This is a genomic window from Tsuneonella sediminis, assembly GCF_051912845.1.
GTDB classification, from domain to species: domain Bacteria; phylum Pseudomonadota; class Alphaproteobacteria; order Sphingomonadales; family Sphingomonadaceae; genus Tsuneonella; species Tsuneonella sediminis.
This window is the reverse complement of record NZ_JBNCBU010000001.1, coordinates 535,538-562,112: the sequence shown is the minus strand read 5'-3', so window position 1 is coordinate 562,112 and position 26,575 is coordinate 535,538. Positions and strand designations below refer to the sequence as shown.

The window sequence follows — 26,575 nt, the reverse complement described above, 5'->3', positions numbered from 1 at the left end:
GGTAGCGACAGAAGGATTTTCGTGTGCCCCAGCCATCGGTCCGCGCCGGCGCGGACACCGCCCCCGGCCTGGCGGAACGCTTCGCCCGAACCCGCTCGCTGAGCGAGGCGCTCGCCGCGCCCCTCACCGATGCCGACGCGACGATCCAGTCGATGGAGGATGCCAGTCCTACGAAGTGGCACCTCGCGCACACCACGTGGTTCTGGGAAACCTTCCTGCTGCGCGACCACGCGAAGGAATATCGCCTGCGGCACGGGGAGTGGCCATATCTTTTCAATTCCTATTACGAGGCCGAGGGCGACCGGCTGATGCGCGGGAAGCGCGGGATGCTCTCTCGACCGTCCCTCGACGAGATCCTCGATTGGCGCGCCCACGCGACCGCGGCGATGGCCCCCTTGCTCGGCGATCCCGCTCTGGCGCCGCTTGTCGAGCTTGGCATCGCGCACGAACAGCAGCACCACGAACTCCTGCTGACGGACATCAAGCACGCGCTGTTCCAGAACCCGCTGGGTCCAGCTATGTGGGACGAGGCGGCGACCGCCGCGGAACCGGCCGGCGAAATGGGCTGGCACCGGCACCCCGGAGGCATTGCCCGCATCGGCCACGAGGGCAACGGCTTTGGCTTCGACAACGAGGGACCCGCGCACCGGGTCCTGCTCGAGCCGTTCGTGCTTGCCGACCGGTTGGTGACCAACGCGGAATGGCAGGATTTCATCGACGACGGAGGCTACCGGACCGCATCGCTCTGGCTGTCCGATGGCTGGGCCTGGGTGCAGCAGGAGGGCATCGTGGCTCCGCTGTATTGGCGAGGCGAAGACGCGTTCACGCATGCCGGGTGGCAGCGTCGCGATCCGCATGCGCCGGTGACGCACATCTCGCACTTCGAGGCGGACGCGTTCGCGAGCTGGGCTGGCGCCCGCCTGCCGACCGAGTTCGAATGGGAAGCCATCGCGCAGGGTCATGATCCGGCCGGCGGGAACCAGCTCGACGGGGCGAAGCCGCCGCTCCCGCGCGGCGGGAACGACCTGTTCGGCGATTGCTGGCAGTTCACCCGTTCGGCCTACCTGCCATACCCGCGCTTTCGCCCCGCAGAGGGGGCAGTGGGGGAATACAACGGCAAGTTCATGAGCGGACAGGTCGTCCTGCGCGGGGCGAGCTGTGCGACCGTTCGCGGGCACTCGCGCGCCAGTTATCGCAATTTCTTCTATCCTCACCAGCGCTGGCAGTTCACCGGTCTGCGCCTGGCCAGGGACGCGTGATGCGGACCAACGAAAGCCTCAATCTTGTCGAGGTAGACGAGAACGGCGTGGCGACCGCCTTTCGCTCCGACGTGCTTCAGGGTCTCTCGGAACCGCAGAAGGCGATTCCCGCGCGGTGGTTCTACGACGATATCGGGTCCGAGCTGTTCGAGGACATCACCCAGCTTCCCGAATATTATCCCACCCGCGCCGAAACCGAGATCCTGTCGTCGCGCGGCGCAGAATTCCGCGATTATATCGGTAAAGGGCGCGCGGTAGTCGAGTTCGGGTCCGGCAGCTCGGTCAAGACGCCGCTGCTGCTCGATGCGATCGCGCCTGCGGCCTATGTCCCCCTCGACATCGCCGGCGACTTCCTGCGCGCATCGGCAGAAGCGCTGGCAGCGAAGTTTCCCGGGCTCCCGGTCCATCCGGTCGAGGCCGACTTCATGCGCAAGGTAGAATTGCCAAGCGCGGTGGCCGACATGCCCAAGCTCGGTTTCTTCCCCGGCTCGACGATCGGCAACATGGTCGCCCGCACCGCAACCGACCTTCTGCGGACGATGCGGGCGACGCTGGGCGAGGGCAGTCAGCTGCTGATCGGCATGGACCTCATCAAGGAGGCGCCGGTGCTCGAGGCGGCGTATGACGACGCGGCCGGGGTAACCGCGCGGTTCAACTGCAATCTCGCGGCGCGGATCAACCGTGAACTAGGCGGCACGCTTCCCCTCGACGCACTGCGGCATGTTGCCCGGTGGAACGACGACTTCGCGCGCATCGAAATGCACCTGCAGGCGACGCGCGATATCGCCTTCGAGGTTGCCGGGCGCCGGTTCGAGATGCGCGAGGGCGAGACGATCCATACCGAAAACAGCCACAAGTTCTCGCGCCGCAGCGCGACGCTGCTGTTGCTGGCTGGCGGGTGGACCCCGCTCAGGCGGTGGACCGATTCGCAGGACCGGTTCTCGATGATACTCGCCGATGCGACGGTGCCGCGCAGCGCGCCCTAGTCATGGTGGCGAAAGCGGTGGTGCGCTATTATCTCGTGGAAGATGGACTTCAAATCGATCGTTGACGCTGCCGCCGACATCATCCGCGAAGTTCCGCGGTCGGGTCTGCTGATGGCGACTGTCGCCGCGATCGTCGGCAGTTTCGTAGGAAGCGCGATCGCGCGTCGCGGTTCCGCTGTCGGCCGGACGCTCGCGGGGGCGAGCACGCTCATGCTGGCAGGCATTCTCGTCGTCGTCGTGCTGCAGGTTTCGCGATTTGACCCGCGGCTCGACGTCGCGGTGCCCGAACTGGGGCTGCCGACGCAGACGGTTGCAGGCGGCGAGACCCGGGTGGCGATGGCGCCCGACGGACATTTCTGGATTCGCGCCGAGGTCAACGGCTTTGCGGCGCCGTTTCTCGTCGATACCGGCGCTACGCTGACGGCTGTGTCGGTGCCGGTCGCGCGCCATGCCGGCCTCAATCCCCGCTCGGGAGGTTTGCCTGTCCGCATATCGACCGCCAACGGCACGGTTTCCGCCGAACTCACGACGATCGATACGCTGCGCTTCGGCAACATCAAGGCCGGCGGCCTCGACGCCGTCATCGCGCCGAATATCGGCGAAACCAACGTGATCGGGATGAACCTCCTCTCGCGCCTCGCGTCGTGGCGTGTCGAAGGGCAGACAATGATCCTGCGGCCGCATAACCCGCAACCGGTCGCCGCCGAGTGACCTTGCCGCCCGCTGCTGCTGCTGGCAGGGCGGCGGCATGAGCGAACACTACGTCCCGTCATTCGAAGGCATCCACAACTTCCGCGACTATGGCGGCTACGCGGCAGAGGGGGGCAGAGTCCGGCGCGGCCTGCTCTACCGGTCGGGACAGCACGTGGGCGCGACCGACGCGGACCTGGCGGCGATCGCGGCGCTCGGCATCCGCACCGTGATCGACCTGCGCGGCGTCAGTGAACGCACGAGCAATCCGTGCCGGCGCCATGTCGGCTGGGGAGGCGAGGTCGTAGCCCACGACGGCGAGACGAGCTCCAGTCCGCCCCACATGGACGTCGGGCCCGAAGTGACCACCGCCCAGTATGCCCGCGAGCGGATGATGGCGGTGTACACCCGGATGCCGGACAATCCGGCGATGCAAGTCATGTTCGGCCGGTATCTGCGCGCCCTCGCAGAGCGCGACGGGGCGAGCTTGGTTCACTGTTTCGCGGGCAAGGACCGGACCGGCATCGCGGCAACGATCCTGCTTCACGTCCTCGGGGTCTCGAAAACCGACCAGAAGCACGAGTTCCTGCTGACCAACTCGTCGCCGACGCTGCATGTGCTGCGCGCGCAGTCGGTTCCGGGAATCGAGGCCCGGCTGGGGCGAAAGCTGGACGAGGAGGCAATCCGCGCGCTTCTCGAGGTGCACGAGGACTATCTCTTTCGCTTTCACCAGACAGCGAGCGGGATCGCAGGCTCGTTCGATGGCTGGCTGGCGGAGAAAGTGGGTGTCGACGAGCGCCTGCGCGACACCCTTCGGGAGAAGTTTATCGCCTGACGGGGATAGCGGGCAGGTCGCGACTCGATTTCGGGCCGTCGCGCTCCTATCTCGCCGCGGAGACGGAGGAATCGATGGCAATCCACAAGACGCGCATGCTCATTATCGGCTCGGGCCCTGCCGGACTTTCGGCCGCGATTTATGGCGCCCGCGCAATGATGGAGCCGATCGTCGTGCAGGGGCTCCAGCCGGGGGGTCAGCTCACGATCACCACCGACGTCGAGAATTACCCGGGCTTCAAGGACGTCATCCAGGGCCCGTGGCTGATGCAGGAAATGCAGGCGCAGGCGGAGCACGTGGGGACGCGGATGATGTGGGACACGATCGTCGACGTCGACCTGTCCGGACCTCCGTTCCGTGCGATCGGTGACAGCGGCGACATCTATGAAGGGGACACCCTTGTCATAGCGACCGGAGCACAGGCCAAGTGGCTTGGCGTTCCCGGGGAGCAGGAACTGGGCGGCAAGGGCGTTTCGGCCTGCGCGACGTGCGACGGTTTCTTCTATCGCGGCAAGAAGGTCGCGGTGATCGGCGGCGGCAACACCGCGGTCGAGGAAGCGCTTTACCTCACCAATCATTCGGACGACGTGACGCTGATCCATCGCCGCGACGAACTGCGCAGCGAGAAGATCCTGCAGGAACGCCTGTTCGCCAATCCGAAGATCAAGGTGCTGTGGAACAAGACCGTCGAGCAATTCGTGGGTGACCCGCTCGCCGGCGGCCTCACGCACCTCGTCCTCAAGGACACCGTCACGGGCGAGACGACCGATTTCGCCGCAGACGGTGCGTTCGTCGCTATCGGCCACGCGCCCTCCACAGAGCTGTTCAAGGGCAAGCTCGAGATGATCGACGGCGGCTATCTCAAGGTGGAGCCGGGCACCCCGAAGACGGCGATACCCGGGGTATTCGCATGCGGCGACGTGATGGACCATGTCTACCGGCAGGCGGTTACTGCGGCGGGCACCGGGTGCATGGCGGCGCTGGACGCGGAACGTTTCCTTGCCGAGATCGAGTTCGCGAAAGGTCAGGCAGCGCAGGAAGCCGCCGCCTGATACCTCAGTGAAGGTCGAACAGCGGGATCGCCGCGTGGAGGATCAGCGCGATCAAGGCGAGGCTCGATAGCGCGAACAGGGCGAAGCGGACCATCACCCGGTTCACCGTCGCCTGCACGATCGAGTGGACGATGCGCAGCCCGACGTAAATCCAAGCGATTACGGCATTCAGGCCGTCTCCGTGGCCGATGATCGCAAGGACCAGCGCGACCGCGTAGAACACCGTTGGCGCCTCGTGCAGGTGGTTGTAGTTGTCCGCCTTCCAGTTGACCGCGTCGGGCAGCTTTTCGCGAAGGCCGGCGCCGGTCGTGCCGGTCATCCCCGGTTCGACCAGGCCCGCCCTGTTCATGGCCGGGATGCGGGTCGCGTACATCCACAGCCACATGACCATCGTCCAGGCCAGCAGCGCCACGACGGGCTTGAGGATCTCCATCCCGATCACGCGACGACTCCCGGGTTGGGAAACAGGGTAATGGCAAGGGCGATGACCGACAGGACGACCAGCGCGGCAGTCGACAGCATGAACAGCACGAAGCGCACCGCCACCACGTTGACCAGGGCCTGCCACAGCGAATGGGCGATTCGCAGCGCGACGTAGATCCACGCGAACAGGATCGCGGTCGGAGTCGGACCCAGCAGCGCGATTACGAGCGAAACAGCATAGAACAGCGTCGGTTGCTCGACGAGGTGCGAGTAGTTGTGCGACTTCCAGTTCGCGCGCTCGTCGATCACCCCTTCGAGGTCCTGTCCGCGCCCGCCCGGCTTTGCCTTGCCGAGATCCATCCCGGCGCGCTTCATCGCCGGAAAGCGCGTGGCAGCGGTCCACACCAACATGACAAGCGTCCACGCGACGAGCACTGCCGCCGGCGCCAGCATCTGAGCCTGCATCGTGATTTCCCCTCTACGCGACCCGGCGCGAAACTGCGCGCGTGGCAACGGGTTGTCAAACGCGGCTAGTCGTTCGTGGACAGCACCTTGGCAAACGCCTGCGCGTCGGTGTTGCCTCCGGTCAGGGTGACCACCGTGCCATCGTCGAGCGGGACCTTGCCGGCAAGCACGGCGGCCAGCGCCGCGGCGCCGCCGGGTTCCACCACAAGGCGCAGCCGGGAAAACGCGAATCGCTGTGCCTCGCGCACTTCCGCGTCGGATACGGCGACCCCCGGTTCGGCGCGGTCCTTGAGAACGGCGAAGTTCACCGGCGCAGTGCTCGGCGTCTGGATCGCGTCGCAGGCCGTCGCGGGCGGGTTTGGTCCCACGCGCTGGATTTCGCCGCTGACCAGACTGCGCGCGACATCGTCCCAGCCTTCGGGTTCCACCGGCACGATCGCGCTCGAAGGGCAGGCGAGCGCGAGGCCGGCCGCAAGCCCGCCGCCGCCGCAGCATACGACGATGCGGGTGGGCTCATGGCCGAGCTGTTCGGCGATCTCGATCCCCATGCTGCCCTGTCCCTCGATCACCCACGGGTCGGCGTAGGCGTGGACAAGGGTCCGCCCGCGCTCGTCGCACAGGGCATTGGCGATGATGTCGCGATCCTCGCCCCCGGCGCGGTCGTAGAGGATGACCTCGGCGTCCAGCGCGCGGGTCGCGGCGAGCTTCACTCGCGGCGCATCCGCGGGCATGACGATCGCCGCCTCGATCCCGAGCTTGCGCGCCGCAAATGCGACGCCCTGGGCGTGGTTGCCGCTCGACACCGCTACGACCCCCGCCGCCCGCTCCTGAGGAGTCAGGTCGGTCAGGCGGTGCCACGCGCCTCGGATCTTGAAAGCACCGATCGGTTGCAGGTTGTCGCATTTGACATGGATGCGCACGCCGCAGACCTCGACCGGCAAGAGCGGGGTCGGCGGCACGAGCGCGGCGATCTTCTGCGCGGCGCGCATCACTCCTTCGCGCGTCGGGTTCCGGGGGCTTTCGCGAAACATTCGGTCCGACTAGTGCGTTCGCCCTGTACAGCCAATCAGCGAATCCCGATGGGAGCCAAAATGTCGACAGTCCTGGTAATCGGTGCGGGCGGAGTGAGCTCGGTCTGCGTCCACAAGATGGCGATGAACGCGGAGATCTTCTCCGACATTCATCTCGCCAGCCGCACGAAATCGAAATGCGATGCGATCGCGGCCAGCGTGAAGGAGCGTACCGGGCAGGACGTCGCAACCTACTCGATCGATGCCGAGGAAGTGCCGGCGATGGTCAACTTGATCCGCAAGGTGCAGCCCAGCCTCGTGGTCAACCTCGCGCTGCCGTACCAGGACCTGCCGATCATGGATGCCTGCCTCGAAGCGGGGGTGAACTACCTCGACACCGCGAACTACGAGCCAAAGGACGAGGCGAAGTTCGAATACAAGTGGCAGTGGGCCTATCACGACCGTTTCAAGGAGGCAGGGTTGATGGCGCTGCTCGGCTCCGGCTTCGACCCGGGCGTGACCAGCGTGTTCACGATGTGGCTCAAGAAGCACAAGCTCAAGACCATCCGCCAGCTCGACATTCTCGACTGCAACGGCGGCGATCACGGGCAGCACTTCGCGACCAATTTCAATCCCGAGATCAACATCCGCGAGGTCACCGCGCCCGCTCGCCACTGGGAAAATGGCGAGTGGGTAGAGACCCCGGCGATGCAGGTGAAGACCGAGTTCGATTTCGAGGCGGTCGGCAAGAAGAATGCCTATCTCATGTACCACGAGGAGCTGGAAAGCCTCGCGAAGTTCGTCCCCGAGCTGGAGCGCGCGCGGTTCTGGATGACCTTCGGCGATGCCTACATCACTCACCTGACCGTGCTGCAGAACGTCGGCATGACCTCGATCGAGCCGATCCGCTACCAGGGCAGGGAGATCATTCCGCTCCAGTTCCTCGCCGCCGTGCTGCCGAAGCCCGAAACGCTGGGCGAGACGACAAAGGGCAATACCAACATCGGGGTGATAGCCACCGGCGAGGCGCTCGACGGATCGGGCGAAAAGACTTTCTACATCAAGAACATTTGCAGCCACGAAAAGGCCTTCGAGGAAACCGGCAACCAGGCCGTCAGCTACACCACCGGGGTTCCGGCGATGATCGGCAGCGCACTGATGGTGACCGGCAAGTGGTCGGGCGAAGGTGTTTTCAACATGGAGCAGATGGACCCGGATCCGTTCATGGAAATGCTGAATTCGGACGGCTTGCCGTGGACGGTCGAGGAGCTGGACGGGCCGGTCGCCTTCTGATGGAAACCCGTGCCGGCGATCCGGGGGCTTTTGCCCGGTTCGACCTCAATCGCGTCGATTCGCCGGCGTTCGTGGTCGATGCGGCGAAGTTGCGCGCCAACCTGCAGGTCCTCGCCGACATCCGCGACGCGGCCGATATCAAGGTGCTCGCCGCTCTCAAGGCGTTCAGCATGTGGTCTGTCGCGCCGATCGTGGGTGAGTATCTCGACGGGGTCTGCACCAGCGGGCTGTGGGAGGCGCGGCTCGCCAGCGAGTTCTACGACGGCGAGATCGCGACGTACTGCGCCGCCTACAAGCCCGACGAGCTCGAGGAGGTCTGCCGGCTGTCGGATCACGTGATCTTCAACTCGCCCGGCCAGCTCGAGCGCTACCGGCCGATCCTCGACGCAGCCCGTGCGAGCGGACAGGATTTCGATGTCGGCCTCAGGATCAACCCGCTGTGTCCGCAGGGCGAGGTGCCGCGCTACGATCCGTCGAGCCCGGGGAGCCGCCTCGGCTTCCCGGTCGACCAGCTCACGCCCGAAATCATGGAACAGGTCGATGGCATCCACTTTCACAACCTGTGCGAACAGGATTTCGAGCCGCTGAAGGCCACGTGGGACACGGTGTTCGACGCGATCGAGCCGTGGTTCGGCCAGCTCAAGTGGATCAACATGGGCGGCGGTCATCACGTCACCCGCGCCGATTACCAGCGCGAGGAACTGGTCGAGTTCCTGCGCGACGCCAAGGATGACACCGGGGCAGAAATATATCTCGAGCCGGGCGAGGCAGTCGCGCTCGATGCGGGCATCCTTGTCGGCACGATCCTCGATTCGCACTGGAACGGGTTGCCTGTCGCGATTGTCGACATTTCGGCCACCTGCCACATGCCCGACGTGATCGAAGCGCCGTACCGGCCCGCGATGCTGAACGAGAGCGGGGAGGGCGAACCGATCCGCCTCGGTGGGCCCTCGTGTCTCGCGGGGGACGTTATCGGCGATTATCGCCTGCCCGTGCCCAACGAGCCCGGTGAACGCATCGCGTTCCTCGACCAGGCTCACTACTCGATGGTCAAGACCAACACCTTTAACGGGGTGCAGCTGCCATCGATCTGGCTGTGGGACAGCGACACCGATTCGCTCGAGCAGATCAAGCAGTTCGGCTACGAGGACTTTCGCGACAGGCTCAGCTGAACGGAGCTGAGGCACGCCCCGTCCGGCGCAAGGTTGTTTCGCAAACCGCTCATTTTCACTTGCGGTTCACGCGCGCGCCGATATACGCGCACCCCGCAGCCCCAAGGGGACTTCCATAACCGCAAGGCTGCCTTGTCCGAACAAAACCGTTTGGGGGTCCCTTGAGTTGCACCATCATCCTGACGCCCGGTCTGTAGTTCGCGCCCTCGCGCCGGACGAACCGGTCATTCTCAACCGCCCGCACGCCGCTGCGCGCGCCGCCCGTTTCTTCGTCGAGAAGTTTCCGGGCAGGTCGCTCTACGCTGTGAAGGCTAATCCCTCGCCCGAACTGATCCGCATCCTGTGGGGCAGCGGGGTGACGCACTACGACGTCGCCTCGATCGCGGAAGTCCGGCTCGTGCGCGCCGAGCTGCCCGAGGCGACGCTGTGCTTCATGCACCCGGTGAAGACGCCCCGGGCGATCCGCGAAGCCTATTTCGAGCATGGCGTGAAGACCTTCAGCCTCGACACGATCGAGGAGCTGGAGAAGATCATCGATGCCACCCGCGGCGAAGACGGCGAGCAGGCGAAGGACCTGCGGCTACTCGTGCGCCTGCGCGTAAGCTCCGAATATTCCGAGCTCAGCCTCGCTGCCAAGTTCGGCGTCGACCTTGCCGATGCGGCCGAACTGCTGCGCGTCACGCGCCAGCACTGCGACTGGCTGGGCGTGTGCTTCCACGTCGGCAGCCAGGCGATGACGCCTTTCGCCTACGTCCAGGCGCTTGAGCGAGTGCGTGCCGCGGTAGCCGAGGCTTCGGTGGTCATCGACGTCGTCGACGTGGGTGGGGGCTTCCCGAGCGAATACCCCGGTATGGAGCCGCCGCCGCTCGAGGATTACTTCGCGATCATCCACCGCCACTTCGAGGCGCTGCCGATCGCCTACAACGCCGAGCTGTGGTGCGAGCCGGGCCGCGCGCTGTGCGCCGAATATTCCTCGCTCGTCGTGCGGGTTGAAAAGCGTCGCGGCGAGGAACTCTACATCAACGACGGCGCGTATGGCGCGCTGTTCGATGCCGCGCACATCGACTGGCGCTTTCCCGTCCGCGCGCTCGAGGATGACCTCGAGCAACCGCTTGCCGAGTTCGCCTTTTACGGGCCGACCTGCGACGATGCCGACTACATGAAGGGTCCCTTCATGCTGCCGGCCGACATCCAGGCCGGCGACTACATCGAGATCGGCATGCTCGGCGCGTACGGCGCGGCGATGAAGACCGGCTTCAACGGCTTCGGCAACGCCGAGCAGATCGTCGTCGACGACGAACCCATGGCGAGCCTCTACCGCGGCGACCGCGTGGATCCGCGCGCGAGCGACAACGTGGTGAGCCTGCGCTGATCAGCCGTGTTTTGACCGGTGCGCGTCGAGCAACGGCTTGACCCGGCCCAGCGCGGCGCCGACCAGTTCCGGGAAGCTGCCCGGCGCAATTTCGAGCAGGGTATTGTGCGCGGTCGCCACGCGTTCGGTGTCGGCCCAGTCGGTCCCGATACCGATCGCCCAGCCGCGAAAATCATCCGCCGCGCCGGCGCGCGGTTCGAGCGCCTTGGCGAGCGTCATGTGAAAGTCGAGCCGGCCGGTCATGGGCAGCAGCGAAAGAGGGAACGGTGCGCTCAGGTACGACAGGGTGTCGTCGACGTGGATCGTGCGGCTTGGCCGATGACGGGCGAGGACCGAACTGAAATGGATGTTCTCATCCGCGCACACCAGCGCGACCCCGCGCGGTACCGAGAAATCGAATATGTCACCGAAAATGAGGCCGAGCGCCTCGCTCTCGCACCGCTCGCTTGCCCAAGGCAGAGCGGGCCATTTTTCATGATGGCGCTGCGTTCCATACAGCGCGGCCTGCGGAAACGCCCGGTGCATCCATTCGCAGTGGACGGTGTGAAATGGGTGCAGGTTCACGATCGCTGAGACGTTGGCCGGACCGCCCGTGATCCGGTCCACCCGTGATCGCGTCCGGTCATCGAGCGCGTAGGAATCGAGGAACAGGAAGGTGCCGTCCCCGCGGTCGACCAGCGCGCACTGGGTGCCGACGTTGACGACCCCGCCGATGCGGAACTCGCCGCGGATCGACCAGAAGCCGTTTCCGCAATCGACCAGCGGATCGCTCATCGGTTGTCGCCCCGGAAGAATGGACGATCGCCCGCTACCGTCACCCGTTCCATCACCCGCCGCGCAGGGTAGTAATCGCTCGCAGCGAGGTGCTGGCACAAGCGGTTGTCCCAGAACGCGATCGAGCCCGGCTTCCAGCGAAACCGGCACTGGATTTCCGGATCGGCGGCGGTCGCGTAGAGATGGTCGAGCAGCCAGCGGCTTTCCTTCTCGCTGAGCCCCTCGATGTGGCTGGTGAAGCCGACATTGACGTAGATCACCTGCTTGCCGCTTTCGGGATGCGTACGGATCACCGGATGGCGCATCGGCGGATAGCGTTCGTGCAGATCCTCGGTTGTCTTGCCGAGGCGCTTGGCGAAGACCCGCGCTATGTCGTGTACGGCGGTAAGACCCGCGCAAAATCGCTTCATTTCCGGACTCAGCCGTTCGTAGGCGAGGTGCATGTTGGCGAACAGGGTGTCTCCGCCCACTTCCGGCACTTCGACCGCGCGCAGGATCGATCCGAGCGACGGGCATTCCCGCCAGGTGACATCGGAATGCCAGTTGTTTTCCCGGCCCCGGCTGTCCGGGCCGTGCTCGATGCGGAGGATTTCCGGGTCGGGCTGGCTTCGCGGCGTCGCCGGGTGGATTTCGAGATCACCGAAGTGCCGTGCGAAGGCGATATGCTGGGCGGGGGTGAGGTGCTGGTCGCGGAAGAAAATGACGCCGAAGTCCAGGAGCGCCGCCCTGATTTCGGGTATCCGGGCAGTGACATCGGGCGCGGCCAGGTCGATGCCGTGGATTTCCGCTCCGATCGCCGGGGTAAGCGGGCGAATGTCGAGCGAACCGGCGCCAGCGGTCTCGTCGTGAACGGCAGCAGTGGCCATCAGGTGTCTCCATTGGAGGCAAGTGTGCGCCCGCGCGGGTGTCGGGGTCAATCTCCGAACCCGATGAACCGTGCGGCCTCGGCGACGGTCTTGCGTTTGCTTACCACCGCGTTCGCGGGGAAACCGTGGTCCGGCCAGCCCATCGCCACCGCTTTCATGATCACCTGATCGTCGGGGATTCCGGCGTGCTCGCGCACGACAGGACTTTGCATGATCCCTTGCGAGTTGATCACGCAGCCGAGCCCGCGGGACCACGCGGCGTTCACGAGCGCGGTGGTCACCGCGCCGCAATCGAACTTGGCGTCGTCCCCGTCGTCGAGCACGCGATCGTAGGTCACGATGACGCAGACCGGAGCGTCGAACTGCCGAAAGCCCCGCAGGACCCAGTCCTGTCGCCCATCCTTGTCGTCGCGCTCGATCCCCATTGCCCCGAACAGTTGCTTGGCTACCTCGACCTGCCGTTCGCGGTGAACGCCCGCAAAAGCGCTACCCCGACGGAACTCGCGGCTGTCCGGTACGCCGGCGAGGATGTTTTCGGTATTGCCGCGACGAATGCGGTCGAGCGGCTCGCCGGTAATGACGTGAAAGTGCCAGGGCTGGGTGTTCATCGACGAGGGCGCGCGCACGGCAAGCGAGAGCACCTCTTCTATCAGTTTGCGCGATACCGGCTTGTCGAGGTACCCGCGGATCGAGCGGCGGCCGAGGACGACATCGTCGTAGGAGAGGGGCGATGGGTTGTTCATGGCAACCGGCATACCGCCTCGGCCGCCCGGGTAAAGCCTTCAGCCCCCGCTGCCGACCTGAACCTGCATGAACTGTGGGGGACTGCTCGGTGACTGCTGCTGGCCGAGCGGCGTCGCGCCGCCCTGGGCGAGCGAGGTCAGCGGCATCCCGGCGGCAGCGAGGGCATAGGGGCTAACGCGATGGCGAGTGCACAGGCCCCCCGCACCGTCGCTGACGAGCGGCGATTCAAACTCGACGCCGATCTGCGCCCCTTCCGAGCGCATCACCTCGCACACGACCAGCTGCCCGCCGCCAAGATCGAGCACGAACTGCGTGCCCTTGGGCACGCCGACGAGTCCCTCGATGAACGCGCCGTTCTTCGACAGGTCGCGAATCACCGCCTCGTAGCGGTGATCGCCATGGATGATGCCCACGCGGCGGAACATCGACCGGCGGTCGGCGCGGTGCTTGTCCGGGCCGCTCGGCTCGATCTTGAATTCGCCCGAAGTGATGTTCGCGAGCACTACCGGCTGTGGCATCGCCTTGGAATAGATCCACCCCTGGACCAGTTCGGCCCCCCGCTTCTTGACCACGTCGAGCTGGTCGAAGGCTTCCACGCCTTCGACGGTGGTTTCCATTCCCAGCGCCTTCGACAGGCCAATGATCGCGGTGATGATCTTGGCGCTGTTCTGATCCTTCTGGGTACAGGTGTCGACGAAGCTCTTGTCGACCTTGAGCTTGTCGAACGGTGCCGAACGCAGGTAGCTGAGCGAGGAGTAGCCGGTCCCGAAATCGTCGAGCGCGAGGCGGACGCCCAGTTTCTTGAGCGCCGCGAAAGTCGCCTCGGTCGTCTCGCTGTCGCCCATGAAGACGCTTTCGGTGAGTTCGAGCTCGAGCCGGTCGGGCGCAAGTCCGCTTTCCTCGAGCGCCGCGGCGACGACCTCGACGAACCCGTTCGCGGTGAACTGGCGCGCCGAGACGTTGACCGCGACGCGAACGGTAGCAGGCCACTCGGTCGCATCCCTGCACGCGCGGTGAAGTGCCCACTCGCCCAAGGGACCGATCAGGCTCGATTCCTCGGCGACGGGGATGAACGTGCCCGGCGGGACCCATCCGCGTTCCTCGTGCTCCCAGCGCATCAGTGCTTCCATGCCCACGACATGGTTGTCGGCGATCCGCACTACGGGCTGGTAGTGGAGTTGCAGTTCGTCCGCCGCGAGCGCCTCGCGCAGGTCGTCGAGCAGGAGCGCGCGCTCCTCTTCCTCGTCCTTGAGGTCGGCGGAATAGAACCGGAACTGGCCGCGGCCGCCGTTCTTGGCCGCGTACAGGGCAAGGTCGGATGCGCGGGTCAACTCGTCGGGCTCCAGCCCGTCGTACGGCGCTATCGCGACGCCGACCGAGGTGCCGATGATCGCACGCTTGTCGTCGATCGGGTAGGGCTGGGACACGATCTGGATGATCTTCTCGGCCAGTTCTCCCAGTTTCCCGCGATCGTCCATGTCGGGCAGGATGACCTGGAACTCGTCGCCGCCGAGACGGCCGATCTCTCCGCGGTCGCCGATCACATTGCGCAGCCGCTCGGCGACCTGCTGGAGAAGCGCATCACCGGCCGGGTGGCCCATCGTGTCGTTGACCTGCTTGAACCGGTCGAGGTCGAGCATCATCAGCGCGCAGACACGCTTGGCTGCCTTGTAGGCGGCAAGGACACTCTCAAGCCGCCGGTTCATCCGGTGGCGGTTGTACAGACTGGTCAGCGAATCGAATTCCGCGAGCCGCTGGTCCTCGATCTTGCGTTGATATTCGACCGAGACGTCCTTGGCCGCGCCGCGATAGCCGTGGAACCTGCCGCCCGCATCGATCTTCGGCTGGCCCGAAAGCGACAGCCAGACCGGGCGGCCGGTTCTTGCCTCGGGCAGGGTGCACCGCACGACCATATCGGTGATCCGGTTGCGAGCCTTCACCTGGAAACCCAGCGGGCGGCCGGAGCGGTTGTCCGGGTCGTCGGGATCGGTCTCGAACAGGCTCGCCAGGGGCTGTCCGAGCAGGGTCGGTAGCGGAATGTCGAGCGCCTCGGCGGCGGCAGGGGAGAGGTAGCTGAGGATGCCTTCGGCGTCGGAGGCCCAGATCCATGCGATCCCGGTCTGTTCGAAGTCATCGAGGACGGCCGCGCGCAGACCGTTGCTGGTGAGGTCGCTCACCGCGTCATGCTGGCTTCCTGAGAAGCCCTTCAAAAGGTTCCTGACAGCCATGTCCGTCCGTTGCGCGCCATTCCGCCCTGGAATGGTCACGAATTCATACGACCGAATGGTTTACAGGGACCTAAGCGAAAGTCCCATTCGACGAACCGAGTCGAAAGTCAGGCCGCCTGAGCGACCCCGATTTCGAGGCGGTCCCAGATCTCGACCAGGGCAGACGTCAGCTCGCGCATCATCCTCTCGTCATGCGCGGGTCCGGGCGTGAACCGCAACCGCTCCGTGCCTCGCGGGACGGTGGGGAAGTTGATCGGCTGGACGTACATCCCGTACTCGGCGAGGAGGATGTCGCTGATCCTCTTGGCGCGCACCGGATCGCCCACCATCAGGGGAACGATGTGGGTCGTGCTGTCCATCACCGGCAACCCGGCTTCGCGGAACATCGCCTTCAGCCGCGCAGCGGCGGCCTGCTGGCCGTTGCGTTCTTCGCTCGATCCCTTGAGATGGCGGACGGAGGCGAGCACGCCGGCGACCAGGACGGGCGATAACGAAGTGGTGAAGATGAAGCCGGGAGCGTAGCTGCGGATGCAGTCGACCACCTTGCGGTCGGCGGCGATGTATCCGCCCATCACGCCGAAGGCCTTGCCCAGCGTTCCCTCGATGATGTCGATCCGGTGCGCGGCCGCGTCGCGCTCGGAGATGCCGCCGCCGCGCTTGCCGTACATGCCGACCGCGTGGACTTCATCGATGTAGGTCAGCGCGTTGTACTTTTCCGCAAGATCGCAGATCGCGTGGATCGGGGCGACGTCCCCGTCCATCGAGTAGACGCTTTCGAACGCGATCAGCTTGGGCGCGTCGGGATCTTCGGCCGCGAGCAGCTCTTCCAGGTGCGCGACGTCATTGTGGCGGAAGACGCGCTTCTCGCACCCGGAATTGCGGATACCGGCGATCATGCTCGCGTGGTTCAGCTCGTCGGAGAAGATCACGCAGCCGGGCAGTAGCTTGGCGAGCGTCGACAGCGTGGCGTCGTTGGATACATAGCCGCTGGTGAAGATCAGCGCCGCCTCCTTGCCGTGGAGGTCTGCGAGTTCGCTTTCGAGCTGGACGTGGTAGTGCGTGTTGCCGCCGATGTTGCGCGTGCCGCCGGATCCGGCGCCGACGTCGTGCAGCGCCTCTTCCATCGCGGCGATGACCTTGGGATGCTGGCCCATCGCGAGGTAGTCGTTGGAGCACCAGACTGTGACCGGCTTCGGCCCGTTGTGGCCGTGAAAGCACCGCGCGTTCGGGAACGCGCCCTTGTTGCGCAGGATGTCGATGAACACCCGGTAGCGGCCTTCGGCGTGGAGCCGATCGATCGCCTGGTCGAAGATATGGTCGTAATTCACGTGGATGTCCCGTCCGTCGGCAACCATTCGGCCCTACCGCTGCGGGCGCAAGATTTCCACCGTGATCTTTGCGAATCGTTCGCGACTAGATTCGGCCTGTCTCGTGAAGGCCGAAGGATTGCAGGGCGCTGGCGAAAGCTTCGGAGCGGGCCGGCTCTGCGGTGAAAACCGCCCGGTCGGGACGCTGTCGGATAAATTCCTGGCCCTCGGTCAGGTTCGCGATACGGCGCGCTATGCCCTCTGCCCCGTCGACGAAGCGCACCTCGGGGCCAAAGATCTCGGCCAGTTCATCGGCCAGGAGCGGAAAGTGGGTGCATGCAAGGACGACGGTATCGACCCGCCGGTCGCCGGCTCCCACGCGCAGCGCGGTTGCCGCCCGCTCGATGGCCGCCACGTCGACCCGGTCACCTCTGAGCTTCGCCTCGGCCGCTGCGACGAGTTCAGGCGCGGCATGCCGGATCAGATGCTTGTCCGAAGCGAATTCCCGCTCGAGCCGGTCCACGTAACCCTGGCGTATCGTCGCCGCCGTACCGAGCAGACCGATGGTGCCGGTCCGGGTCAGCGCCGCGGCGGGCTTGATCGCCGGGACGGTGCCGACGATCGGGATGTTGAGCACTTCGCGCACCATGCCGAGCGCAATCGTGCTGGCGGTGTTACATGCGATCGTTGCCAGGCGCGGCCTGTACCGTTCGGACAGGACGCCGAGCAGTCCCGCGACCCGCGCGGCGATCTCGGCCTCGGTCTTCGCGCCATAGGGCAGGCCAGCTGTGTCCGCGGCATAGATTACCGGCGCCGCGGGCAGGACCTTGCGGAGTTCGGCAAGGACGGAAAGCCCGCCGACGCCGGAATCGAACAGCAGGATGGGGGCGGCGGGATCCACGCGAAAACTCCAAACCCGTGCGGGCCGATCTTGTCGAAGTCGGGCCGTGCTTCTAGCGTCGCGCTTAGGGGCTTGCGCGGCAATTCGACAAGCTCGGTGCGCACGGGGACAAATGTTGCAGACAGATTTCATCCTGGCCGCCGTGACCGGATACCTGCTCGGCTCGATCCCGTTCGGCCTGCTTCTGACCCGCGCGTTCGGCGCCGGCGACGTGCGCCAGATCGGGTCGGGCAGCATCGGGGCAACGAATGTTCTTCGTACCGGGCGCAAGGGGCTTGCCGCGGCGACCGTCGTGCTCGACGCGGGCAAGGGCGCGGCGGCGGTGCTGCTTTCGGCACTCTTCTGGCCCGGCACGGAAGGCGTGGCGGCGGTAGCGGCGATCGTGGGGCACTGTTTTCCGGTCTGGCTGCGGTTCAAGGGGGGCAAGGGCTTCGCTACCGCGGCGGGCGTGCTGCTGGCCCTGTCGTGGCCGGTGTTCCTGGTCTGCGCGGCGGTGTGGGCGCTCGCCGCCGTCGCCACCCGGATTTCGTCGGTCGCCTCGCTCAGCGCAGTGACCGCGGCTCCCCTCGCGGCGTGGCTCATGGGTCACGGAGACCTGGTAGTCACGCTGGTTGCCGTGGCGGTCGTGGTCTACTTCCAGCACCGCGCGAACATCGGCCGACTGGTGCGAGGCGAGGAACCGAGGGTCGGCGATAAATCGTGAGCCTTGCGCAGGAAGAGGCTTTCGCGCGCATCCGGCTGCTGCGTTCGCCGAACATCGGACCCGTCACCTACCGCCAGCTCCTCGCCCGGTTCGGCACGGCCGAGGCGGCGATCGACGCCCTTCCCGACCTCGGGAAGCGAGGGGGGAGGGCCTATGCGGCCGCGCTGCCGGAAAGGGTTGCCGAAGAAATCTCCCGTGTGCGCCGGGCCAACGCGAAATACCTGTTTCATGACCAGCCTGGATACCCGCCGCTCCTGGCGCAGGCGGACGGTGCGCCGCCGATCCTGACCTGGCGCGGCAACCTGTCGTTGGCGCAGCAGCCGGCGGTAGCGATCGTGGGTGCGCGCAACGCGTCGGCGGCGGCGGTGAAGCTTGCGCGCGAATTCGCGGCGGCCCTGGCCGAGGCCGGTCTCGCGGTGGTCTCGGGGCTCGCGCGCGGCATCGACGGGGCCGCGCACCGCGGCGCGATGCCTGCGACCATCGGGGTTATCGCAAGCGGTATAGATCTGACCTACCCGCCCGAGCATGCGGACCTCCAGGAGGAGGTCGCGCAGCATGGCCTGTTGATCGCGGAACAGCCTCCCGGCACCGAACCCCTTGCCCGCCACTTTCCCAGCCGCAACAGGATCATCGCGGGTATCGCCGCAGGGACGCTCGTGGTCGAGGCCGCGCCGCGGTCCGGTTCGCTGATCACCGCCCGGCTCGCCGCCGAAGCCGGGCGCGAGGTGATGGCCATTCCCGGCAGCCCGCTCGACGGGCGGGCGGCAGGGTGCAACCAGCTCATCCGTGACGGGGCGGTACTGGTCCAGTCGCCGGATGAGGTGATCGAACTTCTCAGCAGTTTCGACGGCACGCCCCGATCGACCTTCCGCGAGGCGGCGCCGGCCAATGGTTTCGATCACGACGAGCTTGCCGGCGCCGAACCGGCCGATGTCGCCGCCCTTCTGACAACCGCTCCGGTCGGGATCGACGAGTTGATCCGCCAGTCGGGAGAAAGCCCCGCCGCGGTGCAGATGGCGCTGCTCGAGCTGGAGATAGCAGGCCTTCTGGTCCGGCACGCGGGAGGGCGGGTCAGCCTGACCGCTTGACGGAGCGCGCAGACCCCCTCCACCCTCGCGTACACGTATACGCGTAGGGATGCCGAACCACTCACATGCAGCTTGTTATCGTCGAATCGCCCGCCAAGGCGAAAACCATCGAGAAATATCTGGGGTCGGACTTCAAGGTCCTTGCCTCGTACGGCCACGTCCGCGACCTCCCGCCCAAGGACGGCAGCGTGCGGCCCGACGAGGATTTCGCGATGGATTGGGAGGTCTACCGCGACAAGCAGGGCCGGGTGAAGGACATCGCCGACCTTGCCAAGAAGGCCGATAGATTGATCCTCGCCACCGACCCCGATCGCGAGGGCGAGGCGATCAGCTGGCATGTGCGCGACCTGCTCGCGAGGAAGAAGGCGCTGCCCGACCAGGTCCAGCGGGTGACCTTCAACGCGATAACCAAGGGCGCCGTGACCGAGGCGATGGCAAGGCCCCGCGATCTCGACCAGGACCTGATCGACGCCTACCTCGCGCGCCGGGCGCTCGACTACCTGTACGGCTTCACGCTCTCGCCGGTTCTCTGGAGGCGGCTGCCCGGCGCCAAGAGCGCGGGACGCGTGCAGTCGGTTGCGCTGCGCCTCATCGTCGAGCGCGAACGCGAGATCGAGGCGTTCGTCGCGCAGGAATACTGGTCGGTCGTCGCGCACATGCAGCACGACGGCACGGCGTTCGATGCGCGGCTGGTGACCTACGACGGCAGGAAGCTCGAACGCCTGTCGATCGGTGACGAAGGCACTGCGAACGCTGCGAAAAAGGCCGTCGAGGAAGCGCGCTTCACGGTCGAGGAGGTCGAGACCCGGCCCCTCAAGCGCAATCCCGCTCCGCCGTTCACGACCTCGACATTGCAGCAGGAAGCCGCACGCAAGCTCGGCTATTCGGCCAGTCACACGATGCGACTTGCGCAATCGCTCTACGAAGCGGGCGCGATCACCTACATGCGGACCGACGGGGTGCAGATGGACGGCAGCGCGATCAGCGCGTGCCGCCGGGCGATCAGCGACCGGTTCAGCGGGCACTATCTTCCCGAAAAGCCCCGCATCTACCAGACCAAGGCGAAGAACGCGCAGGAGGCCCACGAGGCGATCCGTCCGACCGACTTCGGGCGCGAACGTGCGGGGGCGGGCGACGAGGCGAAGCTTTACGACCTGATCTTCAAGCGGGCGATGGCGAGCCAGATGGCGGCTGCCAGCTTGGAACGGACCACCGTGACGCTGCGCGATCCGACGGGCCGGCACGAACTGCGCGCGACGGGCCAGGTGGTGAAGTTCCCCGGCTTCCTCGCGGTTTACGAAGAAAGCTTCGACCAGAAGGGCGAGGACGACGACGATAACCTGCTGCCGTTGATGCGCAAGGGCGACAGCCCCGCCAAGACCGGGGTCGACGCCACGCAGCACTTCACCCAGCCGCCGCCCCGCTTTTCGGAAGCCAGCCTGGTCAAGCGGCTCGAGGAGCTGGGCATCGGTCGCCCCTCGACCTATGCCTCGACGATCCAGACGCTGCGCGACCGCGAGTACGTGCGGATGGAGAAAAACCGTTTCTTCGCAGAGGAATCCGGCCGGTTGCTGACGGCGTTTCTCGAACGCTTCTTCGATCGCTACGTCGCCTACGATTTCACCGCGGGGATGGAGGACGAGCTCGATGTCGTCTCGGACGGCAAGGAGGACTGGAAGAAGCTGCTTCGCCAGTTCTGGCTCGATTTCAAGCCCAAGACCGAAGACGTGATGGAGCGCAAGCCGTCGGAAGTGACCGAAGCGCTCGACGAATACCTCTCCGACTATCTTTTCCCTCCGCGTGCGGACGGGCATGACCCGCGCGAGTGCCAGACCTGCGTCGCCGAAGGGCGCAGCGGCGGTCGGCTATCCCTGCGCGGCGGCAAGTTCGGCGCGTTCATCGCCTGCTCCAACTACCCGGAGTGCAAGTTCACCCGTCAGTTCGCCAACCCGGGCGGATCGGGCGCCGGCGAAGGCGACGGCTCGATGGGCAAGGACCCCGAAACTGGCCTGGAGGTCGAGCGCAAGACGGGCCGGTTCGGCCCCTACGTCCAGCTGGGCGAGGGCAAGGACGCCAAGCGCGCCTCGATCCCCAAGGACCTTGATGACTTCGACTTGGAATGGGCACTGAAGCTGCTGAGCCTGCCACGCATTGTCGGGACCCATCCCGATACCGGCAAGGAGATCGAGGCGAACATCGGCCGCTATGGGCCGTACCTCCGCCACGACGGCAAGTACGGCAAGCTGTCGAGCACCCGCGAGGTGTTCGAGGTGGGCATGAACCGCGCGGTCGACATCCTCGCGCAGGCTGCCAACCGCGGCGCGGGCGGTGGGCGCGCCAAGGCCGAGCCGATCAAGGTCCTGGGAGTGCACCCGACCAGCGGCGGCGAGATGAAGGTCATGCCCGGCCGGTACGGCCCCTACGTCACCGACGGGACGACCAACGCGACGCTGCCCAAGGACGCGAGGCCCGAGGACGTGACCGAGGCGCAGGCGATCGAGCTGATCGATGCCCGCGCGGCCAAGGGCCCCGCGAAGAAGAAGGGTCGCAAGGCCGCGGCCAAGAAGGCACCTGCAAAGAAGAAGGCCGCTCCGAAAAAAGCGGTCCCCAAGAAGGCGAAGGCAGGCTGATGGCGAAAGATCATTTCGAGCGGCACAAGCAGCCGTGGAAGGCCGAGGAGGCGGGCACCCTCCGCACGCTCGCGGGCAAGGGCAAGGGGCTCAAGGAGATCGCGAAGGCGCTGGGGCGCAGCGAGGAATCGACCAAGGACTTCGCCAAGAAGAACGGGATCGAGATCGCGAAGAAGCGCTAGGCTCGAGCGCCTAATGCAGGGTGCGGCCGGTCCCGCCGTCCTTTCCGAGGCGGCGGCGGTCGCGTTCGAACGGTCGCAGCAGGTCGAGGTGTGTCCACAGGCTCAGCAGGAAGGCGATCCCGCAGCCGAGTGCGAACGGGATGACGAACGCGAAAACGGAACCGCTCCTGTCGTAATCGCGGATACCCCAGGCTACGGACCCCGCGATCACGAGCCAGCGCAGGACGAGGGCCAGCTTCCGCCGCTGCCCGAGACGCCGAAGCAGGCCCTCGTAGTCGGCGCTGCTCACGATGAGGCCGTTGGCCGCTCCGGGTGGGCGGTACACGAAGTTGCCGCTGTCCAGCTTCGTGAAGAATGCCGCGAAGCGATCGCCGGGGCGTGGGGTCAGCGGCGAGGTCACCGCACCCAGTCGAGCCCGATTTCCTCGAAAATCTCGCGGCTTTCGGCCCAGTTCTCCTCGACCTTCACGTGAAGGAAGAGGTGGACCTTCTGCCCCAGCAGTTCGGCCAGTTCCAGTCTCGCGGCCTCGCCGATCGCCTTGATCTTCGCGCCACCCTTGCCGAGCACGATCGCCCGCTGGGTGTCGCGGCCGACGACGATCTGCTGGTGAATTTCGACGCTGCCGTCCTTGCGCACGGTATAGCTTTCGGGGCGCACCGCGCTGTCATAGGGTAATTCCTCGTGCAGCTGGCGGTAGAGCTGCTCGCGCGTGATCTCGGCGGCGAGCAGGCGCTCGCTCGCGTCGGATACCTGGTCCTCGGGATAGACCCATTCGCCCTCGGGCATCATCGCGGCGAGGGCGGCCTTCATCTCGGCCACCCCGTCGCCGGTCTGGGCCGAGACGAAGAACACCTCGGCAAAATCGACCTTGCCGGTCAGTTCCTGCGCGAGGACGAGCAGCGGTTCCTTCTTCGCGACGTCAACCTTGTTCAGCACCAGGATCTTGCGTTCGGGCCGGTGGCCCAGCGCCTCGAGCAGGGGTTCAAGCTCGTGGCGGCGCTGCTTGACCGGATCGACCACCAGCAGCACCGCGTCGGCCGCCTCGGTGCCGTCCCACGCAGCATTCACCATAGCGCGGTCGAGCCGGCGGCGGGGTTCGAAGATGCCGGGTGTATCGACCAGCACCATCTGCGTATCGCCCTCAAGGGCGATGCCCATCAGCCGCGCCCGGGTCGTCTGCGCCTTGGCGCTGACGATCGCGACCTTCTGGCCGACCAGCGCGTTGACAAGGGTCGACTTGCCGGCGTTCGGCGCGCCGATGACGGCGACGAATCCACAGCGGGTCATCCGTACTTCTCCATGAATGCCTTGGCGGCGGCGGTCTCGGCCGCCTGCTTGCTCGAACCGTCGGCCTCGACCTCCCCGACGCCGGCGACGGTCACCCGCACCGTGAAACGGGCGTTGTGATCGGGACCGGACCGTTCCAGCATCGCGTATTCGGGAGGCTTGCGGCGGTTGCCGGCCGCCCATTCCTGGAGCGCCGACTTGGGATGTTTCGACCGGCCCCTGCGCCCTTCGACCGCTTCCGCCCAGATCTGCCGCACGAGGCCGCGCGTGGCATCGAACCCGGCTTCGATGAAGTTGGCGCCCAGCAGTGCTTCCATCACGTCGCCCAGCACGTTGTCGCTGTCGTGCGCCCCGTCGTCGCGTGCCTGCTTGCCGAGGCGCAGATGCGCGGGAACGCCGATGTCGCGCGCGGTGCACGCGCAGGTGTCGCGGCTGACCAGCGCGTTGAGCCGCTGGGCAAGCTGGCCCTCCGGCGCGTCGTCGCTGGCGTAGAGCCATTCGGAGATCGCCAGGCCAAGGACCCGGTCGCCGAGCCATTCGAGCCGCTCGTAGTTCACCGCCTCGCCGGTGCTGCCGTGCGTCAGTGCCGCGCGCCAGACCGCCTCGTCGCGAACGGTGAAGCCGGTCTGTTCAAGCCAGGCGCGGGTTTCGGGGGAGAGCCGGCAAGCCGTCATATCGCGTGCCCAATGCGCGACCAGCGGGCCGCCGTCAGCCATGTCCAAGGCTTGATCCAGCTTGCCGACCCGTCGGTCGACCACACCATCGCGCTGGCGCGGGCGACCAGCAATTCATCCGGGATCAGGCCGACGCCGCCGCCCGGCATCGCTGGAAATCGGCTGTCCTGCGAATTGTCGCGGTTGTCCCCCAGCACGAACACCTGCCTCCGTGGCACCACCACGGGGCCGAAATCGTCCTGCGGTGTCCGGCCGAAGTCGAGCGTGTCGTAGCTCGCGCCCGAGGGAAGCGTCTCGCGGAAGCGGGTATACGAACAGGCCGCGCCTGCCGCCCGTCCGCCCCACGCACACCCGGTGTTGGGAGACTGCGGGATGGAAAAGTCGCCGATGATCTCGCGCTTGACCGGCACGCCGTTGAGAATGACCTGCCCCGCGCGCAACGCGACGGTATCGCCCGGCAGCCCGATCACGCGCTTGATGTAATCGACCTTGTCGACCGGGTGCTTGAAAACGACCACGTCGCCGCGCTCGGGCAGGCTGCCCAGCACGTGGCCCGGGATCAGCGGCAGGTTGAAGGGCAGAGACCAGCGCGAATAGCCGTAGGGCCACTTGGCGGCGATGAAGTAGTCGCCGTTCCACAGCCGGGGGAGCATCGATTCGCTGGGGATCGTGTAGAACGAGAAGAAGAAGCTGCGAAAGACGAACACCGCCAACGCCAGCTTCAGGACGAACGCGGCGAAGCTGCCCCAGGTCTCCCTGTCCTGCTCGGCCGTGGCGGTACCGGCGGTCGTGCTGTCGGCGGTCATCCGGCAGGCCCCGTCCGTTCCCTGTCACGCCTGTCACACAGTCCCGGAAAAGAAGAACATGCTTTCGGGAATACGTTTTCGCGGCATTCGAAAGGTGGCCGCACGCTCGGGGGGACGCTATCGATCATCGCCGCCCCTCTAATCGCCCGGGCGGGCAGTAGGAAAGGATATTCATGAGCGACGCCGTCCGGAACGCCTGGCAGGCCATCCAATCCACCCCGCAGCGCACGCTGGCGCAGCTTTACGCGAGCGATGCGGACCGGGTCGGCAAGTTGTCGGCACGGCTGGACTGGGAGGAAGGCGGGGCGATCTTCGACTGGTCGAAGACCCACCTCGACGACGCATTGCTGACCGCGTTCGAGGATCTCGCCGCGGCGCGCGACTTCGCCGGCAAGCGGGCCGCGCTGCTCGCGGGTGCGACCGTCAACGTGACCGAGGGCCGCGCGGCCGAGCACACCGCCCAGCGCGGTATCGGGGCCAAGGAAGCGGTCGAGGAAGCGGCCGAGTTCCACCACCGGATGCACCTTCTGGTCGATGCGATACACCGGGGAGCGCTGGGCAAGATACGGCACCTGATCCATATCGGCATTGGCGGATCGGCGCTTGGCCCGAAGCTGGCGATCGATGCGCTGGCCCGGGATGGCGCGCTGGTCGATGTCCACGTCGTGTCGAATATCGACGGGCTGGCGCTCGAACAGGCATTCGCGGCGTGCGATCCGGCGACGACCCTGATCGCGGTCGCGAGCAAGACGTTTACGACGATCGAGACCATGACCAATGCCGCCAGCGCGATCGACTGGCTGCGGCACAGCGGCGTGGCCGACCCCTACGGCCGGGTCGTCGCGCTGACCGCCGCGCCCGAAAAGGCTGTGGAATGGGGCGTGGACGAAACCCGCGTGCTGCCGTTCTCGGAAAGCGTCGGCGGGCGCTACTCGCTGTGGTCGAGCATCGGGTTCCCGATCGCGCTCGGCGCGGGGTGGGACGCATTCGACGCCATGCTGGCCGGTGCCAACGCGATCGACGTGCATTTCCGCGATGCCGACGGGCGCGCGAACCTTCCGCTGCGCGCGGCGTTTGCCGATCAGTTCTACACCCGCGTGCGCGGGTGCCAGACCCGTGCCGTCTTCGCGTATGACGAGCGGCTCGCGCTGCTGCCGTTCTACCTCCAGCAGCTCGAGATGGAATCGAACGGCAAGCGAGTGACGGCTGAAGGAGCGCCGGTCGACGGGCCGACCGCCCCGATCACCTGGGGCGGTGTGGGGACCGACGGTCAACACGCCGTGTTTCAGCTGCTGCATCAGGGCACGGTCGAGGTGCCAGTCGATTTCATCGCCAGCATTGCGCCGGGCGACGCCCTCGATCCCGCACACCACGAGATACTGCTGACCAACTGCTTTGCGCAGGGCGCGGCGCTGATGGCGGGTGGCAGCATGGCCGCCGACGGCAAGGACCCCGCGCGCCTCTTTCCCGGCGACCGACCGAGCGCCACGATTCTTCTCGACGACGTCGATCCCGCCGCGCTGGGCGCGTTGATCGCCTTCCACGAACACCGCACTTTCGCGAACGCGGTCCTGATTGGGATCAACCCGTTCGATCAGTTTGGCGTCGAGCTCGGCAAAAAGATGGCAAAGGATATCGAGGCGGGGGGTGGCAAGTTCGACCCCAGCACCGAGGCCCTGCTGGAGGCGGCCGGGCTGGGCGATTAGCCGTCTTCCTGGGACGGGCGACCCCGGGGCCCGGCTGGAAGGGCCGCAGCGGTGGCGTGGGCAAACGGATGTTTGTCATTGACTTTTTTGCCGCGCTGCACCATCTGCCCGTCCGAACCGAT

Annotated in this window: 26 protein-coding genes; 13 read left to right on the top strand and 13 right to left on the bottom strand. The window is 66.3% G+C overall.

All coding sequences use genetic code 11. From position 1 onward, the window contains the following. The first annotated feature begins 23 nt into the window (after positions 1-23). The 5 genes from egtB (at position 24) to trxB (ending at position 4,822) form a co-directional block, all read left to right on the top strand. On the top strand, positions 24-1,259 hold the full coding sequence (gene egtB / locus ACPV3N_RS02810; protein ID WP_440114347.1) for an ergothioneine biosynthesis protein EgtB: 1,236 nt from the start codon (positions 24-26) through the stop codon (positions 1,257-1,259). Beyond that, on the top strand, positions 1,259-2,245 hold the full coding sequence (egtD, locus tag ACPV3N_RS02805) for an L-histidine N(alpha)-methyltransferase (RefSeq protein WP_440114344.1): 987 nt from the start codon (positions 1,259-1,261) through the stop codon (positions 2,243-2,245). The genes egtB and egtD overlap by 1 nt, the downstream gene beginning before the upstream one ends. A 42-nt stretch (positions 2,246-2,287) precedes the next feature. After that, positions 2,288-2,956, top strand: coding sequence for a retropepsin-like aspartic protease family protein (locus ACPV3N_RS02800; RefSeq protein WP_440114341.1), 669 nt, complete (start codon positions 2,288-2,290; stop codon positions 2,954-2,956). Positions 2,957-2,993: 37 nt separating this feature from the next. Continuing rightward, positions 2,994-3,770: a tyrosine-protein phosphatase gene (locus tag ACPV3N_RS02795; protein ID WP_440114338.1), complete on the top strand. Its 777-nt coding sequence runs from the start codon at positions 2,994-2,996 to the stop codon at positions 3,768-3,770. A 74-nt stretch (positions 3,771-3,844) separates the two neighbouring features. Then, on the top strand, positions 3,845-4,822 hold the full coding sequence (gene trxB / locus ACPV3N_RS02790) for a thioredoxin-disulfide reductase (RefSeq protein ID WP_440114335.1): 978 nt from the start codon (positions 3,845-3,847) through the stop codon (positions 4,820-4,822). A 4-nt stretch (positions 4,823-4,826) separates the two neighbouring features. Here the strand turns inward: trxB and ACPV3N_RS02785 are convergent, their stop codons facing one another. The 3 genes from ACPV3N_RS02785 to ACPV3N_RS02775 all read right to left on the bottom strand — a co-directional run bounded on the left by ACPV3N_RS02785 (position 4,827) and on the right by ACPV3N_RS02775 (position 6,741). After that, positions 4,827-5,255, bottom strand: coding sequence for an MAPEG family protein (locus ACPV3N_RS02785; RefSeq protein ID WP_440117411.1), 429 nt, complete (start codon positions 5,253-5,255; stop codon positions 4,827-4,829). A 5-nt stretch (positions 5,256-5,260) separates the two neighbouring features. After that, positions 5,261-5,710 (bottom strand): MAPEG family protein, encoded by a 450-nt coding sequence (locus ACPV3N_RS02780; RefSeq protein ID WP_440114332.1) that lies wholly within the window; start codon positions 5,708-5,710, stop codon positions 5,261-5,263. A 65-nt stretch (positions 5,711-5,775) separates the two neighbouring features. After that, positions 5,776-6,741: a threonine ammonia-lyase gene (locus ACPV3N_RS02775; RefSeq protein WP_440114330.1), complete on the bottom strand. Its 966-nt coding sequence runs from the start codon at positions 6,739-6,741 to the stop codon at positions 5,776-5,778. A gap of 60 nt (positions 6,742-6,801) precedes the next feature. Here ACPV3N_RS02775 and ACPV3N_RS02770 point away from each other — a divergent pair, with 60 nt between their 5' ends. From ACPV3N_RS02770 to ACPV3N_RS02760, 3 genes are all read left to right on the top strand, one after another. Then, complete coding sequence (locus ACPV3N_RS02770) at positions 6,802-8,013, top strand: saccharopine dehydrogenase family protein (RefSeq protein ID WP_440114328.1); 1,212 nt, start codon at positions 6,802-6,804, stop codon at positions 8,011-8,013. Beyond that, positions 8,013-9,185 (top strand): carboxynorspermidine decarboxylase, encoded by a 1,173-nt coding sequence (locus tag ACPV3N_RS02765; protein ID WP_440114325.1) that lies wholly within the window; start codon positions 8,013-8,015, stop codon positions 9,183-9,185. Before ACPV3N_RS02770 ends, ACPV3N_RS02765 begins: the two co-directional genes overlap by 1 nt. Before the next feature lie 166 nt (positions 9,186-9,351). Further along, positions 9,352-10,557 carry a type III PLP-dependent enzyme domain-containing protein gene (locus ACPV3N_RS02760; RefSeq protein WP_440114322.1) on the top strand — a complete coding sequence of 402 codons (1,206 nt, stop codon included), beginning with the start codon at positions 9,352-9,354 and terminating at the stop codon, positions 10,555-10,557. On the opposite strand, the gene ACPV3N_RS02755 is transcribed toward ACPV3N_RS02760, so the two are convergent. The 6 genes from ACPV3N_RS02755 to murI all read right to left on the bottom strand — a co-directional run bounded on the left by ACPV3N_RS02755 (position 10,558) and on the right by murI (position 17,377). Continuing rightward, positions 10,558-11,331, bottom strand: a complete 774-nt coding sequence (locus ACPV3N_RS02755) for a hypothetical protein (RefSeq protein WP_440114320.1) — start codon at positions 11,329-11,331, stop codon at positions 10,558-10,560. It abuts the gene before it with no gap. Continuing rightward, positions 11,328-12,197: a TauD/TfdA dioxygenase family protein gene (locus ACPV3N_RS02750; RefSeq protein ID WP_440114318.1), complete on the bottom strand. Its 870-nt coding sequence runs from the start codon at positions 12,195-12,197 to the stop codon at positions 11,328-11,330. Before ACPV3N_RS02750 ends, ACPV3N_RS02755 begins: the two co-directional genes overlap by 4 nt. Positions 12,198-12,244: 47 nt before the next feature. Further along, positions 12,245-12,940, bottom strand: a complete 696-nt coding sequence (locus ACPV3N_RS02745) for a nitroreductase (RefSeq protein WP_440114315.1) — start codon at positions 12,938-12,940, stop codon at positions 12,245-12,247. A 39-nt stretch (positions 12,941-12,979) separates the two neighbouring features. After that, the gene (locus ACPV3N_RS02740; protein WP_440114312.1) at positions 12,980-15,169 is read right to left on the bottom strand and encodes an EAL domain-containing protein; all 2,190 of its coding nucleotides are present in this window, start codon (positions 15,167-15,169) and stop codon (positions 12,980-12,982) included. A gap of 107 nt (positions 15,170-15,276) precedes the next feature. Next, positions 15,277-16,497, bottom strand: a complete 1,221-nt coding sequence (gene hemA / locus ACPV3N_RS02735; protein ID WP_440117409.1) for a 5-aminolevulinate synthase — start codon at positions 16,495-16,497, stop codon at positions 15,277-15,279. An 85-nt stretch (positions 16,498-16,582) separates the two neighbouring features. Continuing rightward, positions 16,583-17,377: a glutamate racemase gene (murI, locus tag ACPV3N_RS02730; RefSeq protein WP_440114309.1), complete on the bottom strand. Its 795-nt coding sequence runs from the start codon at positions 17,375-17,377 to the stop codon at positions 16,583-16,585. Between the two features lie 112 nt (positions 17,378-17,489). Between murI and plsY the strand changes: the two genes are divergently transcribed. From plsY to ACPV3N_RS02710, 4 genes are all read left to right on the top strand, one after another. Continuing rightward, on the top strand, positions 17,490-18,080 hold the full coding sequence (plsY, locus tag ACPV3N_RS02725) for a glycerol-3-phosphate 1-O-acyltransferase PlsY (protein ID WP_440114306.1): 591 nt from the start codon (positions 17,490-17,492) through the stop codon (positions 18,078-18,080). Beyond that, positions 18,074-19,168: a DNA-processing protein DprA gene (gene dprA, locus ACPV3N_RS02720; protein ID WP_440117408.1), complete on the top strand. Its 1,095-nt coding sequence runs from the start codon at positions 18,074-18,076 to the stop codon at positions 19,166-19,168. Before plsY ends, dprA begins: the two co-directional genes overlap by 7 nt. Positions 19,169-19,233: 65 nt before the next feature. Then, complete coding sequence (topA, locus tag ACPV3N_RS02715; RefSeq protein ID WP_440114303.1) at positions 19,234-21,798, top strand: type I DNA topoisomerase; 2,565 nt, start codon at positions 19,234-19,236, stop codon at positions 21,796-21,798. Then, positions 21,798-21,980, top strand: coding sequence for a hypothetical protein (locus ACPV3N_RS02710; RefSeq protein WP_440114300.1), 183 nt, complete (start codon positions 21,798-21,800; stop codon positions 21,978-21,980). The genes topA and ACPV3N_RS02710 overlap by 1 nt, the downstream gene beginning before the upstream one ends. Positions 21,981-21,990: 10 nt before the next feature. Here the strand turns inward: ACPV3N_RS02710 and ACPV3N_RS02705 are convergent, their stop codons facing one another. Genes ACPV3N_RS02705 through lepB form a run of 4 tightly spaced genes read right to left on the bottom strand, consistent with a single transcriptional unit; the run spans position 21,991 to position 24,747 of the window. Next, the gene (locus tag ACPV3N_RS02705; RefSeq protein WP_440114297.1) at positions 21,991-22,380 is read right to left on the bottom strand and encodes a hypothetical protein; all 390 of its coding nucleotides are present in this window, start codon (positions 22,378-22,380) and stop codon (positions 21,991-21,993) included. Next, on the bottom strand, positions 22,377-23,267 hold the full coding sequence (era, locus tag ACPV3N_RS02700; protein WP_440114294.1) for a GTPase Era: 891 nt from the start codon (positions 23,265-23,267) through the stop codon (positions 22,377-22,379). The genes ACPV3N_RS02705 and era overlap by 4 nt, the downstream gene beginning before the upstream one ends. Beyond that, positions 23,264-23,983 (bottom strand): ribonuclease III, encoded by a 720-nt coding sequence (gene rnc, locus ACPV3N_RS02695; RefSeq protein ID WP_440114292.1) that lies wholly within the window; start codon positions 23,981-23,983, stop codon positions 23,264-23,266. The genes era and rnc overlap by 4 nt, the downstream gene beginning before the upstream one ends. Then, entirely contained in the window at positions 23,938-24,747 is an 810-nt protein-coding gene (gene lepB / locus ACPV3N_RS02690) for a signal peptidase I (RefSeq protein ID WP_440114289.1), read from the bottom strand. Before lepB ends, rnc begins: the two co-directional genes overlap by 46 nt. A 173-nt stretch (positions 24,748-24,920) precedes the next feature. On the opposite strand from lepB, the gene pgi reads away from it, so the two are divergent. Continuing rightward, the gene (gene pgi, locus ACPV3N_RS02685) at positions 24,921-26,453 is read left to right on the top strand and encodes a glucose-6-phosphate isomerase (RefSeq protein WP_440114286.1); all 1,533 of its coding nucleotides are present in this window, start codon (positions 24,921-24,923) and stop codon (positions 26,451-26,453) included. Positions 26,454-26,575 lie beyond the last annotated feature (122 nt).